General features: G+C 61.6%; 10 protein-coding genes. 5 read left to right on the forward strand and 5 right to left on the reverse strand.

All coding sequences use genetic code 11. The features are described from left to right. The first annotated feature begins 3 nt into the window (after nucleotides 1-3). The 5 genes from ACXJ1Z_RS15725 to ACXJ1Z_RS15745 all read left to right on the forward strand — a co-directional run bounded on the left by ACXJ1Z_RS15725 (nucleotide 4) and on the right by ACXJ1Z_RS15745 (nucleotide 9902). A complete protein-coding gene (locus ACXJ1Z_RS15725; RefSeq protein ID WP_463777914.1) occupies nucleotides 4-2727 on the forward strand; it encodes a TonB-dependent receptor domain-containing protein in 2724 nt (907 codons plus the stop codon). 224 nt (nucleotides 2728-2951) lie between these two features. Further along, entirely contained in the window at nucleotides 2952-4982 is a 2031-nt protein-coding gene (locus ACXJ1Z_RS15730; protein WP_463777916.1) for a hypothetical protein, read from the forward strand. 42 nt (nucleotides 4983-5024) lie between these two features. Next, on the forward strand, nucleotides 5025-6629 hold the full coding sequence (locus ACXJ1Z_RS15735) for a glycosyl hydrolase family 79 N-terminal domain-containing protein (protein WP_463777918.1): 1605 nt from the start codon (nucleotides 5025-5027) through the stop codon (nucleotides 6627-6629). 46 nt (nucleotides 6630-6675) lie between these two features. Next, a complete protein-coding gene (locus tag ACXJ1Z_RS15740; protein ID WP_463777919.1) occupies nucleotides 6676-7542 on the forward strand; it encodes a sugar phosphate isomerase/epimerase family protein in 867 nt (288 codons plus the stop codon). 209 nt (nucleotides 7543-7751) lie between these two features. Further along, nucleotides 7752-9902, forward strand: a complete 2151-nt coding sequence (locus ACXJ1Z_RS15745) for a glycoside hydrolase family 3 N-terminal domain-containing protein (protein WP_463781271.1) — start codon at nucleotides 7752-7754, stop codon at nucleotides 9900-9902. Between the two features lie 264 nt (nucleotides 9903-10166). Here ACXJ1Z_RS15745 and ACXJ1Z_RS15750 read toward each other — a convergent pair whose 3' ends face one another. The 5 genes from ACXJ1Z_RS15750 to ACXJ1Z_RS15770 all read right to left on the reverse strand — a co-directional run bounded on the left by ACXJ1Z_RS15750 (nucleotide 10167) and on the right by ACXJ1Z_RS15770 (nucleotide 14239). Further along, on the reverse strand, nucleotides 10167-10853 hold the full coding sequence (locus tag ACXJ1Z_RS15750; RefSeq protein ID WP_463777921.1) for a pentapeptide repeat-containing protein: 687 nt from the start codon (nucleotides 10851-10853) through the stop codon (nucleotides 10167-10169). Between the two features lie 339 nt (nucleotides 10854-11192). After that, nucleotides 11193-12017, reverse strand: a complete 825-nt coding sequence (locus ACXJ1Z_RS15755) for an SDR family oxidoreductase (RefSeq protein WP_463777922.1) — start codon at nucleotides 12015-12017, stop codon at nucleotides 11193-11195. Continuing rightward, entirely contained in the window at nucleotides 12014-12370 is a 357-nt protein-coding gene (locus ACXJ1Z_RS15760) for a hypothetical protein (protein WP_463777924.1), read from the reverse strand. Before ACXJ1Z_RS15760 ends, ACXJ1Z_RS15755 begins: the two co-directional genes overlap by 4 nt. Next, nucleotides 12367-13560, reverse strand: a complete 1194-nt coding sequence (locus ACXJ1Z_RS15765; protein ID WP_463777925.1) for an aromatic ring-hydroxylating oxygenase subunit alpha — start codon at nucleotides 13558-13560, stop codon at nucleotides 12367-12369. The genes ACXJ1Z_RS15760 and ACXJ1Z_RS15765 overlap by 4 nt, the downstream gene beginning before the upstream one ends. Nucleotides 13561-13633: 73 nt before the next feature. Further along, nucleotides 13634-14239 carry a TetR/AcrR family transcriptional regulator gene (locus ACXJ1Z_RS15770; protein WP_463777927.1) on the reverse strand — a complete coding sequence of 202 codons (606 nt, stop codon included), beginning with the start codon at nucleotides 14237-14239 and terminating at the stop codon, nucleotides 13634-13636. Nucleotides 14240-14241: the final 2 nt, after the last annotated feature.

Raw genomic sequence — 14241 nt, forward strand, 5'->3', positions numbered from 1 at the left:
TTGATGAACGTGACTTCGGTCCGAAGCCTGCGGTGTGGCCTTTTGGCCGGGATCGCGGCTGCAGCACTTTCGCCCGGCATCTCGCTAGCGCAACAAGCGTCGCAGAGACCGCAGGGCGAGGAAGCCGCCAAGGCAGAAGCTAAAAGCGATGCGGCGTCAGTCGATGACATCGTTGTGACCGGCACGCTCCTACGCGGTGCGGCTCCAGTGGGATCGAATCTCATCAGCGTCGGCCAGGATGCCGTCCAATCACAAGGCGCCACCAGCACCAACGAATTGCTGGCAACGGTTCCGCAAGTCACCAACTTCTTCAACACTGTCCCGACCCAGACCTTAGCGGGGAACCCTAACCAGTTGCAGGTTGCCCGGCCCAACCTTCGCAACCTGCTCGCGACGGATGCCTCGACCTCCGCAACGTTGGTTCTGGTCGATGGACGTCGACTGGCCGGCGTTGGCGTCAACCAGGCGACCCTCGATCCGGACCTTATACCTACCGGCGCGATCGAGCGGGTCGAGATCGTCACCGATGGCGGATCATCGACGTATGGCGCCGATGCGGTTGGTGGCGTGATCAACTTCATCACCCGGCGCAGGTTCAATGGCCTGGAGGTCAATGCCAGGCATGGCATAGCCGATAACTACCGCTCCACGGATGCCAACGTCATTGCGGGCAAGGATTGGGGTTCGGGCTCGTTCTACGTCGCGTACAACTTTGCACGCAACGACGCTCTGTTTGGCCGTGACCGGGAATTTATTCGCGCGCTTGACTACTCTCGTGATCCCGCTGTGCCGAACTCGATCCAGTGCGATCCCGGCAACGTCTTGCTCAGTGGCGTAACCTACCCACTGCCTTCGCTGGCAGCGGCCCAGGGCGCGAACCGCTGCGATGCCAGCGACAATGCAACGTTCGTACCGCGCAACAAGCGCCATAGTGCTCTGGCGAGTCTTTCCCAGGAACTAAACGACTTCATCAGTGTCGATCTTCGTGCCTTTTATGGCAAGCGTGACACGCTGTCAGAAAACGAACTGCGCAACTCGGTCACCATCACCAGCGCCAATCCCTATTATCGTCGGATTGCTGCCAATCCGGTCGGCAATCAGACCGTCAATTTCAGCTTCGCGCCAGTGCTTGGTACGGACTCTATCAAGCTCGGCTCGGGTTTCCAGGAGTGGGGCGCCAATGCCGAGGTGAAGGCAAAGCTCGGCAGCAACTGGCAGCTTCGCACTCTGTTCAACTACAGCCGCAGTTCTAGTTACTTCTTCATCCGTGGGCAGGCTAACCCTGGGCGGCTATCGGCGGCAGGGCGTGGCACGACGCTGGCGACCGCCATCAACCCCTACGATCTGGGGGCGACGAGCAATCAGGCGCTGATCGCGGACATCGTCGACAACGAGAACGTCGGACAGGCAAAGGACCAGTTGCTGGACCTGCGCGCTATCGCCGATGGCAGCTTGCTGACGCTTCCCGGAGGAGATGTGCGCGTTGCGATTGGCTACGAGTACATGCAGGAGGATTTCCGCCAGCGCTTCGCCTCCGACATTCGCGTGGGCGTGCTCGCTACTCGCCCTTATGCGGCCTATAACCGAGACACCCATTCGGTCTTCGGCGAAATACTCGTTCCCATTTTTGGTACTGACAATGCAGTGGGCGGGATCAACTCGCTCACGCTGTCCGCGTCCGCGCGATACGACAAGTACAGCGATTTCGGCGACACCTTCAATCCCAAGATCGGCGTCACGTACGAGCCAGTGGACTGGCTGACGATCCGTGGTAATTGGAGCACCTCCTTCACCGCGCCTACCCCGGTCGATCAGCTGGGATCGTTGCGGAACAACATTCAGGTGTTTCCGATCGCGGCGGCGGTGCCATCTGGCGATACTGCGCCTGCGGGATCCAATACGATCGCGTTGCAGGGCGCCCGCCCGAACCTGCAGCCGCAAACGGCAGAGACGTGGTCGGTGGGAGCTGAGATCAACCCGCCGTTCGTCGATGGGCTCCGCCTGAGTGCCAACTACTATCATGTCAACTTCGAAGACATTCTGCTGGCACCGCCGGTCCAGACACCATCACAGTTGTTCCAGAGCTACTCTGACGTCGTCACGATCCGCCCGACGGCTGCGCAGATCGCCGCCTTCGGTGCGCAGGTTCCGGGCGGTGCTGCTGCCGTGGCGCCGTTCCTGCTTCCGGGCGCCCCGGTCGTGTACCAGCTAATCGACTTCCGTACCGGCAACTTCAAGAGCCTGGAGGTCAGCGGTATCGACTTCCAGGCCAACTATTCCCGGCCGACCGGGTTTGGCAGCATCGATGCCAATGTTTCCGGCAACTATCAGCTTACCCGTAAGAGCAAGGGGTCCGTCGGACCCACCTTGACCGAACTGAATGCCAATAACCCGCGTCTGACGCTGCAAGGGCTTTTGGGTGCCAACCTCGGAAACCTTCGCGCTCAGGTGACGTGGAACCATACCAGCGGTTTCGATGTGGTTCGTACCACGCAGTTGATCCAGGATCGGATCGGCGCCTTCGATACGATCAACTTGTTCTTCAAGTACGATGTGCCGGGTGAGAGCGCGCTGCTTAAGGATCTGAGCTTCACACTCAACATCAACAACGTCTTCGACACCGATCCGCCCGCGTTTCGCCAGACGGGCCTCAATGGCTTCGCGACTGCGCCAAACGAGTTCACACTTGGACGGCTCTTCATTCTCGGCGCAAGCAAGAAGTTCTAAGGATCGCATTGATGGCAAGTCTTCAGCAACGCGGCCGCGCGACGGATCGAAACTTTAAGCTAAAGGCGAGAGCCGAGGCGGTTAAGCTGAAGATGGCGCCTTGCCGAGCCCGATTGGCAGTGGCGATGCTGGCCGGGAGCATTGCGCTGCCAAGCTTGGCGCTTGGTCAATCGACTACGGCACCGACATCCATCACCCAGTCTCCACCGCCGAGTGAACCGGCATTGTACCGCACTGAAGGCGATCGCGAGTTCGCACAGCCTTACATCGACGTCGACGAATGGCGTACCCAGCCGGTGCGCCATCGTTACGTGCATGGTGGCTTTACCGGCACGGAAACGCGCTTCTCGTATTATTTTCCGGACAAGGCTGACTACAAGGGTCGCTTCTTCCAGCACATCACGCCCGTACCGGATGACGAGAACGCCAGCCAGAAACTGCCTGCCGGCGAGGACAACAAAATCGCCTTCGCCATTGCGAGCGGCGCCTACTTCGTCGAGACCAACGGCGGCGGCAAACTGGACCTCGGCAAGGCACATACGTCCAAGGCTGATCCTACCATCGGCGGCTATCGCGCGAACCCCAACGCGGCGGCTTACTCCCGTATCGTCGCGCAGAAGATGTACGGCGGCAAGCGTCCCTTCGGCTACGCGTATGGCGGCAGCGGCGGCGCGTACCGGACGATTGGCTTGATGGAGAATACGCGCGGCGTATGGGACGGCGCGGTCCCGTACGTGGTCGGATCGACGCAAGCCATTCCGAATATGTTTACCGGGCGGATCCGGGTGATGCGTTTACTAGGCGACAAGCTCGACCAGGTCGTCTCCGCCGCCGATCCGGGCGGTAGCGGCGACATCTATGCCGGGCTGACGCCGTTGCAGGCCGAAGCGCTTCGTGAGATGACACGCCTCGGGTTCTTGCCGCAGTCCTGGTACGCTTGGCGTGACATGGGGATTCACGGCTTTGCCGCGCTCTATCCAGGCATTTCGGCGGCCGATCCCACGTACTTCACCGATTTCTGGACGAAACCAGGGTACCTAGGCTTCGACGATCCGGCTCAGTTCAAGGACGCCCGGCTGCAGTTCAAGAGCAAGGTCTCGCATGTTCTTACCGCTGCCGAAGCGGCGAGGGCAGGGATCAATCTCGATGCCTCCAGCGAACGACAGCGTGGCGGCGTGGATACCGCTTTCAAGGTTCCCGAGGGGGCCGAGGGCCGACGCGTCGTCGCCTACCGCCTGACGGCTGCTCCGCCGAAGATACCGTTTCTGGGTGGCGACTTGATCGTCGGCACCGGAGCCGCTCGTGACAAACGCCTCCCGCTGGCGAGGATCGTGGGCGACGTCGTCGTGCTGGGCGTCGCCAACGGCGATGTCGCGGCACTGCTGAAGGATGGTGACGAAGTCACCGTCGACAACTCCAACTTCCTGGCGATGGAGACCTACCACCGCCATCAGGTGCCTGGCCCCGAGTTCAAGGTGTGGGATCAGTTTCGCAACGCCGATGGCACGCCTAAGTACCCGCAGCGGCCCAAGCTCCTCGGCCCGATGTTCATACCGACCGTCGGCCGCAAGCAGACTGGCGAGATCGAGGGCAAGATGATCGTCGCCTCGTCGCTATGGGACCGGGAGGCGCTGCCCTGGCAAGCCGACTGGTACGCGAACCGTCTCAAGCAGCATCTTGGGGCTCGTTTCGATCAGAACTTCAGGCTCTGGTACGCCGATCATGCGGTCCATGGTGACTTCTCGCCCAAGGGTTTGGGCGAAGACGCGACGAGGATCGTCAGCTACGTCCCGGTCCTGCAGCAAGCCCTGCGCGACTTGGCCGATTGGGTCGAGAAGGGTGTGCCCGCGCCGACCAGCACGCAATACAAGATTGTGGACGGCCAGGTGATCGTCCCACCATCGGCAGAGGCGAGAAAGGGCGTCCAGCCCGTCGTATCCCTGAGCGTCAACGGTTCCGATCGTGTCGAGGTGAGGGCCGGCCAGCCTGTGTCGTTCGACGGTGCGATCACGGTGCCGAAAGGGGCCGGCTCGGTGATCGCGGCGGACTGGGATTTCGATGGCAGCGGTACTTTCCCGATCAGCGCGAAGGTGCCGGCAAAGGCGAAAACCGTGAAGGTATCGACCTCCCACACGTTCACGCGTTCCGGCACTTACTTCGCAGTGCTGCGCGGGACGGCGAACCGGCAAGGTGACCGAGCGGCTACATTTGCGCGCATCCAGAACCTCGCCCGGGTTCGCGTTGTCGTGAAATAGCCCTCGGCCCGACTACCTCATGACCCCGGATTGGATGACCGCATGAACATTCGCACCGCGCACAAGCGCCTGATCTACGCTGTCACTATCGGGACGGCTCTCACCAGCGGTGTGATCACGCCGGCCATGAGCAAGCAGGATGCGGTTGCTGCCAGGCGCATCGATCCGGCAGCACTGCGTAAAGTGGGGCAGGTCGATCCACGCTTCCTGGCCTACAACGTCGAAAGTGTGGAGGTGACCGGCGGCAACTTCTGGGCGCCCTATCCCAAGCCCGGTGAAGCGCCACCCAAGGCCATGGAAGGTCCGCATGGCACCGGCTTCGCCACTGGCGCGTACCGATATCGCAAGCCCATCGACCTTATCGGCAACAAGCGCCTGCGCATGCTGACCAAGGAGCTTGGCCCCTCGTACATGCGCGTGAGCGGCAGCTGGGCAAACAGCGTTTACTTTCAAGACGACGACCAGCCCGCCAGAGAGCCACCTCCCGGCTACAAGGCAGTGATGACACGCGCGCAATGGGCCGGCGTGGTCAAATTCGGCCAAGCGGTTGACGCCAAGATCCTGACGTCCTTCGCCACCAGCCCCGGCGCGCGCCCGAACGGTGTGTGGAATGCGGAGCAGGCGCGGCGCCTTTTCGCCTACACGCGCTCGCTCGGAGGGCGGATCGATGCGGTCGAGTTGACCAACGAACCCAATGCCTCGCAAATCCAGTACAAGGCGGAAGACTACGCCCATGACATGGATACGCTTAATCGGCTGGTGAAGGAGGTCTCTCCCGAGACCAAGCTGGTTGGTCCCGGTTCCACCGGGGAGGCCGGGTTCAAGCTGTTCGACAAGCCGCCGGAAGCCATGAGCACGGCAAGGCTCCTGGCCGGTGCGCCGCAGCCCCGTTTTGATGCGTTCTCTTGGCACTTCTACGGTTCGGTGTCCGAGCGGTGCAAGTCGCTCAGCGGTCGCGGCGGCCGCAACCAGGAGGTCACGACGTCCCAGGCCGACGCGCTGACCGAGAAGTGGCTAGGCGCGGCGGACCAAGGCCAGAACTTCTACAAAGGCGTGCGCGACCGGTTTGCGCCCGGGGCTCCGATCTGGATCACCGAAACCGCGCAAGCCGCCTGCGGTGGCGATCGCTGGGCTGCGACCTTCATGGATACGTTCCGTTTCATCGACCAGCTCGGCCGCTTCGCGCGCAACGACGTGGCCATCGTGTTCCACAACACGCTCGCCGCTAGCGACTACTCGCTGATCGAGGAGGACACCTGGCTACCTCGACCCAACTATTGGGCGGCAGTCCTATGGCGCAGGCTTGTCGGCGATGTCGTGCTCGACACCGGCTCCGGTCAGGGTGATCTTCGCGTCTATTCGCAGTGCATGCGTGGCACGCCAGGTGGGGTGACGCTGATCGCGCTGAACCTGAACCAGACCAACAGCGCCGCAATCGACTTGCCCGAGGGTGGATCGCGTTACAGCCTGACCGCTGGCGCGCTTACGGCCAAGTCGGTCAAGCTGAACGGGCGCGACCTGCGCCTTTCTGGCGACACGCTGCCAACGCTCGGCGGCATAGCCTTCCGAAAGGGTGCCGTGAAGCTGACGCCCGCAAGCATCACGTTCCTAACGGTGCCCAGCGCCAACAACGCTGCCTGCAAGTAAGCACTTGGTATTGCAATCCGCCACGATAGCCTCGGCCTTGCCAACGGTGAGCCGCCGTGCTGCTTTGGCGGGATCGCTGACGCTTGTGAGCGGATGCGCCACCGGCCCGCTGGCGAAATCACCCGAGCGCCTCGCTCTGGCGGACATCACGGTCATGCGGGAACTGATGGTGAATTATCCCGGCACGTTGGCCAAGGTTGCCGCGCTGGGATACACCACCTTCGGGTTCCGCCTCTACGGCTACGCAGGGCCGTCCCCCGCCGAGCCACCACCCCGATTGAAAGCCGCCATGGTTCGTGCCGCCGGACTGGAGATCGGCGCGACGAGGCTGAGCGTCCGCAATGCCGATTACGACCGTGAACTCGATATCGCCGCCGAGATGGGGTCCCGCATCGTTGTCATCACGACGGCCCCGCCCTTCATTGCGGGCCCCGAACTCTTCAAAACCACGCGCGCGGCGTTCGAGGCCTGGCTCCCCCAACTGGCGAAGGTGGGTGAGAAGGCTCGCGATCGAGGGCTGCGTCTGGCCTACCATAACCATCCCTATGACTTTCTGCCGCTTGACGGCGAGCAGCCGTTCGACCTCCTGGCGAACTCCATCTCTCCCGAGCTCCTGTCCTTCGAGCTGGATCTCGCCTGGCTCTGGCTGGCCGGGATCGATCCCTTGCAGATGCTGCGCCGGCTGGGTCCACGAGTGGTGACAATGCACTGGAAGGACGTGGATCGCAGGCGTGGTACGGAGCGGGTCGATCAAGCCGTCGCGCCCCGCCTTGGTGAGATGGACTACGCCGCTTTGCTGCCTGCGGTACGCCGGCTGACGACCGCAACCGGCTACATCGAAGTCGACAAGCCCAAGGATGGGATCGCTGCCGCACGCATTGGCGCGGAGTTGGTCAGGCGCGTGCTGGCTTAGTGCCACACCTGGAACGGTGGCGCGCGGACAACGGATAATGGAGAGCTTACGGCATGATCTCGAACGGTCACAGGCGTTTCAAGGTGGCTCTTGCCTGTGTGGGTCTTTCACTCACCTGGGCGGTCCCGCTTTCAGCGAACTCGGCCTCGGCTGATGGTGCCTCTAATGATGCAGCCATCCAGGCTCGCGCCGACGCGCTGCTCAAGCAGATGACGCCGGAAGAAAAGGCCGCGCAACTCACGCAGTACTTCTATCTCCAGCCGATCCCGGCCGCGAACAAACCCGCGCTCGAAGCGCTGCGCACGACCGGTCTGGGATCGCTATTGTTCGTCACCGATCCGGCGGAAGTGAATCGCTTGCAGCGCATCGCGGTCGAACAATCCCGCCTCAAGATCCCGCTGCTCTTCGGGTTCGATGTCATCCACGGACTGCGGACGATCTTCCCTGTCCCCATCGGCATGGCTGCGAGTTGGGACCCGGCGCTGGTCGAAGCCACGCAGGCGGTTGCCGCGAAGGAGGCGAGGGCCGTCGGCGTGCATTGGACCTTCGCGCCCAACGTCGATATCGCGCGCGACCCCCGCTGGGGTCGGATAGTTGAGACCGCGGGCGAGGATCCCTATCTCACCTCCGCCATGGCGCGCGCGCAGGTTCACGGCTTCCAAGGACCACGACTGGGAGCGCCGGGGCACGTCATCGCAGGGCCCAAGCACTTTGCCGGATACGGTGCCTCCCTGGGCGGCCGTGATTGGGATGAGGTCGAATTGTCGGACTCCGACTTGTGGAACGTTCACCTTCCCCCGTTCCAGGCCGCGATCGATGCCGGCGCCGGCGCGATGATGGCGGCCTATATGCATCTCAACGGCGTTCCTGCGGCGGCGAACAGGAATCTCCTGACCACGATCCTGCGTGACAAGCTCGGCTTCAAGGGCTTCATCGGCAGTGACTCCGGTTCGGTGAACAAGCTGGTCACGCAAAACCTCACACGTGACACGCAGGACGCGGCCGCGCGCGCCATCGCGGCCGGTCTGGACATCGAGATGGTCGATCCGGGCAAGCTGGCCGCGATGAGCACGTTGCCGGCCGCGATGGCGGCGGGACAAGTACCGCAAGCGCGCGTCGACGAGGCGGTCGGACGTATTCTCAAGGCCAAGCTGCGGATGGGCCTGTTCGAACGGCCCTATATCGAGGAGAAGGCTGTCGAGAAGACGTTGAACGACCCTGCACATCGGCGCTTGGCGCGCATCGCGGCCGAGCGCTCGGCGGTGCTTTTGCGCAACGAAGGCGGCGTCCTTCCGTTCGACAAGCGCCGGATCAAGTCGCTGGCCGTCATCGGCCCCATGGCTGACTCTGCAAAGGACACTCTTGGCCCATGGGTATTCGAGCAGAATGGTGCGAGCGCCGTCACTGTCCTGGCCGGACTTCGGCAAAAGTTGGGCAAGAAGGTGCGCATCTCCTATTCAGAAGGCGTCAGGATGCCAGCGCGGATGTTTCCTTCGCCATCGGCGACCGCAGACAAAGTGCCCGAGCGCCCGCCCCTAAACGAAACCGCCGAGATCGCTCGATCGGCGAACCAGGTTCGCGATGCGGATGCTGCAATCGTGGTGGTCGGCGAGGCCATGAACATGATCAGCGAAGGGGGCTCACGATCGTCCTTCAAATTGCCGGGTCGCCAGCAGGAATTGCTCGATGCCGCCGTTGCGACCGGCAAGCCGGTCGTCGTGGTCATCCTCAGCGCGCGGCCTCTGGATCTTGGTGAAACCCGGGCGCAAGCAATCCTGGATGCGTGGTATCCAGGCTCCGAAGGGGGCACAGCCATCGCCAACCTTTTATTTGGCGATGCGGTGCCAGCAGGCAAGCTGCCCTTCAGCTGGATCCGCAGCCCGGCGCATGCCCCCAATTACTACGCACAGCTGATCTCGCACAAACCAAAGCCCGTAAACGGGCGCTACTGGAATGAATCGAGCGCTCCGACTTATCCGTTCGGCTATGGGCTGACTTACTCCAAGTTCGAGTACACCAATTTGCGCTTTAAAGAAGCGAGGGTTCCAATTGGAGGTCAGGTTGTCCTTGAAGTCGATCTCAGGAATGTTGGAAGTCGGGTCGCCGACGAGGTAGCGCAGATCTACATACATCAACGATTTGGGACCTCCGCTAGGCCTGCTCGTGAGCTGAAGGGGTTCCAGCGTGTCTCGTTGAGGCCAGGGGAGGTACGCTCCCTTCACTTCGTCCTTAATCCCAAAGACCTGCGCTACTGGAGCGCCGTGACGAACAGCTGGGTTAATGATGCAAGCGAGTTCGACGTTTGGGTCGGAGGAGACTCGGAAGCGACATTGCACGGAACGTTTGAAAAGGCTGGCTAATCGGTGCCGTTGTCCTTCGCGAATCTACGCCGTGTGTTTGACGGATTTTACCTAAGCGGGCGAGCCGAGGATCATCGATCTGCGGGCATATAGAGTAGCGGGCTGCTGCCCTCTATGATTTTTTGAGGGAACGGGCAGGGTACGCCCTCATTCCGGCCATTCGATGGGCAAGATGCCATGCCCGAAAGCGGCCGTTTGTTCATATCGTTCAAGGCTTGGAATAGGGGGCAAACACGGACGTGCATCGTGAGGTAAGTCAGAGCGTCAGCGAACTTTCAATACGAGTTCGCCCAGAAGCTGACTCGCCTGCTCGCTTGAAATTGTCGCACCTCGGAACTGTGATGCATCTCCAAGCCGGATGCCACCAAGGTCCGCCCCCCGCAGGTCGGCGCTGTCAAACCGAGCAGCATCCAGCAACGCGTCCCGCAAACTGCAATTATCGAACGTCGTATGGCGAAAATCACATTTGCGTAGATCAGCTTGTGAAAAGTCCAGACGGGTCAGCGTAGCCTTCCGAAAGTCCCTGCCAGGCATTTTGGCATTGATGAGCAGGGTTTCCTCAAATTGGATTGTCAACGCCGTCACGTTAGTCATGTCTGCTCCGGTGAACTTGCACCCTACGATCTTCGCACCGTCGAGATTGCTGCGCTTGAGCGCAGCATTGTTGAAATCGCTGTTGACGAACGACGCTTCGGACAGGTCGCAACCGACGAACGAAGCAAAGGCCGCGCGACATGATCGCCACTTGGAGCGCTCGAGTTTCGCGCCATGAAAATCGGCGTGCCGGAGGTCACATTTTTCGAAGGACCATTGCGCCAAATCCAGACCAGACAGGTCGGCCCGGACGAGCTCGCATTCGACGACTGTGTGCGGCTTCCCGGCCAACTTTTCCACTTCGCTTCTGGAAAGTGTGAGCTGTTTCAGCAGCGGGTGGGCAAAGTTGTCTTCCATCCGCCCTCCTTATCACAGTGGGGATCGGACAGTAGCCCGGGGCGCTACCGAGCACGGCGGCCACATCGAAACGAGTGAAAGTGCGGACTTTGCTGTCATCGATGGCCGGCCTCCCTCACTGCTTCCGCCGGCTTCCAACACCGACGGTTGCGTCGGCATCCTGCCTGACCAGTGTAGCAGCGGCTCGTTCATTCGAGCTTTGAACTTGCAGGACCGCCGACCGGATAATGGCGCAAACCGCGTGCTGGGCTCCAATTGATCGTAGCTCAACACCGAGCCTCCGCTGGTTGTGGACACCAAGCTGGCTCAGACCAAGTGTTCAAACGTAAGCTGAAGGCGTTACGTCATGGTGGCTGTAGCGCCGGTGCGATAGCCTGGTTGTGCTGGTTCGCCAAAGGCGGCCAGGATCTTGTTGTGACGTTCGACCAACCCTCCGCGATATTCGGGATGAGTGACGATGTAAGGTTCGTCGTGCTCGACGGCACGAACCACGGCTCGGCCTAGCCAGATGGGATCCATCATGTTCGCCCGGATCGCAGAGAGGCGGGCGGGATTGTTCGCCATTGGGCCTGCGGCGTCAGCCTCGGCCATGCGGCTTTTGGTCAAGCCGGGGAACAGCGTAGATACTCCAACACCTGCCGGCGCCAACTCGTCGCGCAGCGCGTCCGAGAGGCCCAACACCGCAAACTTGCTGGCAGAGTAGGCCGCGAAGCTCCCGAAAGGTGTCAGGCCGTTCACGGAGGATGTGTTGACGATGTGTCCGGTCCCTCGCTCGACCATAAGGGGTGCGAAGGTCTTGATCCCGTTGTACACACCGGTGACGTTGATGGTCATCAGGCGTTCGAATTCTTCAGGCTCGATGTCGAGCAGCGGCTTGAAGCCGGAAGATACGCCGGCATTGTTGCAGAGCACATCGACCGTGCCAAAATCTCTCTCGATCGTGTCGCGAGCGGCGTTCCAGCTTTCAAGGCTGCGAACATCGAGAGCCACGACCATGGTCTGAGTTCCGGCGAGCAGCTTGTCGGCTTCCTGTTTTGCAAACTCCAGCGCGACGTCGGCAAGGACGATCTTCGCTCCCCGCTCGGCAAAGGCTTGCGCCATGCCCGAGCCAATCCCGCCACCGCCACCGGTAATCAGGACGATCCTGCCATCGAGTGCCATCATCGCATGAACTCCTGATCCGCGGTGGCGCGGGTGATCCGCATGCGATCCCGCCAGGGCGCGCTCCGGATCTCGTCAGGCCCTTGGATCTCGACTGCGAGCGCGACGTGCGCGAGCGAAAGCATGAGTTCCATTAAGCGCCGATCGGCCGAGGTTAAATCCTCCATCGAGCGCGCGTCGAGGTAGTCCAGCGCGGCGTCCACGTGCGGCGACACGGTGGCGAAGAAAGCATCACGCTCCCGCGGCGTGGAGGCTGTTCGCCTGGCTGCACGGTCGGCCGAGCGCTGGAGGGCCCAAGTAGCTACGAAAGGCTCGAGTGTGGCGAATTCAGGCGGCAGAGAGTTCGTCATGATCATACCACCTCCGCTTGTGCTTTGGCGTGAGCAGCGACACGGCTGTCCACCTCATTGAACAGGTGGCGACAAAGCGCTTCCATGCTCTGGAAGTGGATATGGCTGAGCGCGCCGCTGGAGAGGCCGCGCTGTCCGCGCTCGATCATGGCGATGTCCTCGGCGTGGATGTCGCGGATCTGCGCGAGCGAGTATTCGCGTGCAAAGCGCTGGCTGGCCGTCTTGTCGTCGCCCACCCAGTACACCCGCACCACGCCACGCGATCGATCCGGCGCGAGCGGATAAACGGTGTGCGAGAAGGGCTGCGTCGGGGTGCCGATTACGAACACGTTCGGGAACAAGGCTAGGTAATCGCGCTCGAACGGCAGGCCGAGCAAACCGGCTTGGGCCAGCGCTGGGATGCCGCGCATCGAGGCGGCGCGCTGGAAGGGCTTCAGATTCGGTGAGGGATTGGACCAGATGCGTTGAGTTCGATGTGGTCCTTCGAAACCCATGCTGACGGGATAGCCGTACTGATTGTCGCCGCCGATCCCCGCGCCTCCCGATCTGGGATGGATGAAGCGCAGATGGTAGTTCTCCTGGAAGTTGTCGTATGTCAGCTTCCAATTGGCATCGATCTCGTAAGTGTATTCGCTGAAGGTCGTCGCACGTGCCACCGGCATCTGCTCCAGGCGCGTCGCGTAATCGCCCAGCCAATCGCGCAAGCTGTGGGCGTCTGGATCGAAGTTGACGAACAGCATGCCGCCACATTCCTGCAGGGCAATTTCCTTCAACCCGCAGTCCTTCTTGTCGAGGTAAAAGGCCCCGAAGTCCGGCGCCGAGATCAGCGCGCCGTCGGTGCCGAAGGTCCACATGTGATAGGGGCAGCGGAACTTCGACTGCCGCCCGCTCGCCTCTTCAACTAGCTGCGTGCCACGATGCGGACAGACGTTGTGAAATGCCCGGACGCGCTGATCACGGCCATGAATGATGAGGAGAGATGCTTGAGCGAACTCAAGCTCGCGGCGGACAAAGCTTCCCGGCTCCGGCACTTCGCAGACATGGCCAACTTGGATCCAACTTTTGAGGAACACGGCCTGGCGCTCAAGTTCGAAGTAGGCCGGATCGTAGTAGGCTTTGGCGGGCACAGGGTCGGTGCCAAGCCAGGCGAGCGCCTCATCGGAGACCCGCTGAAAGCTGGTTGCGGCCTGAGCCATGGCGAATCCTCTCTGATCGTTATGACCCGAGCTTATACAGCTTCGAACGATATTCCAACAGGTGTGTTGGAAATTAGTCGCGCAGCAGGCCTTCCTGCCGCAGCATACGTTGCTGTTCAGCGCGAAAGCGGTTTACCACTTCGTCTTCGCTCAGGTCGGGCCGCACGCTGTTGCGAAAAACCCTCGGTCCGATGATCGCACCGGCAAGCAGGAAGGTGCAGTAGACTTCCACATCGACAGCTTCCTCAACTGCTTCTTTGCCGCGGGTGGCATGGCTTGCCGCAACGAACTCGTCCCATTTGGGGTAGCGGTCGCGGATGTCGCCAGGCGCGATGAACTGCTCGATCCAAAGCTTTATCAGATCGGGGTTGCCCAGAACAAAGCGGGCGACGAAGTCGATCCGCTCGCGCTGGCTCTCGTCGCCGGCGAACCCACGCGTAAGCTGTGCTGAGGACCAGGCGCTGACCGCCTCGAGCAAGGCTTCTCGATCCGCGAAATGGTAGTACACGGTGGCTCGGTTCATGCCCACCGCACGTGCTAGGCCGGCCACTGAGAGCGCTTCTACGCCCCGATCCGAGATCAGTTTGACCGATGCCTCGATCAGCGACAGATGAGTTGCATCATACGTCTTGTTGCGTCTGGCGCGAGTACGCCGGGTTGCATCCGTGGTGGTAGCCATCA

It is taken from the genome of Novosphingobium sp. TK46 (assembly GCF_055361525.1).

Excerpts from the sequence above, each read along its gene's own strand:
- ACXJ1Z_RS15725 (WP_463777914.1), top strand. The coding sequence starts at position 4 with ATGAACGTGACTTCGGTCCGAAGCCTGCGGTGTGGCCTTTTGGCCGGG.
- ACXJ1Z_RS15735 (WP_463777918.1), top strand. The coding sequence starts at position 5,025 with ATGAACATTCGCACCGCGCACAAGCGCCTGATCTACGCTGTCACTATC.
- ACXJ1Z_RS15745 (WP_463781271.1), top strand. The coding sequence starts at position 7,752 with ATGACGCCGGAAGAAAAGGCCGCGCAACTCACGCAGTACTTCTATCTC.
- ACXJ1Z_RS15750 (WP_463777921.1), bottom strand. The coding sequence starts at position 10,853 with ATGGAAGACAACTTTGCCCACCCGCTGCTGAAACAGCTCACACTTTCC.
- ACXJ1Z_RS15755 (WP_463777922.1), bottom strand. The coding sequence starts at position 12,017 with ATGATGGCACTCGATGGCAGGATCGTCCTGATTACCGGTGGCGGTGGC.
- ACXJ1Z_RS15760 (WP_463777924.1), bottom strand. The coding sequence starts at position 12,370 with ATGATCATGACGAACTCTCTGCCGCCTGAATTCGCCACACTCGAGCCT.
- ACXJ1Z_RS15765 (WP_463777925.1), bottom strand. The coding sequence starts at position 13,560 with ATGGCTCAGGCCGCAACCAGCTTTCAGCGGGTCTCCGATGAGGCGCTC.
- ACXJ1Z_RS15770 (WP_463777927.1), bottom strand. The coding sequence starts at position 14,239 with ATGGCTACCACCACGGATGCAACCCGGCGTACTCGCGCCAGACGCAAC.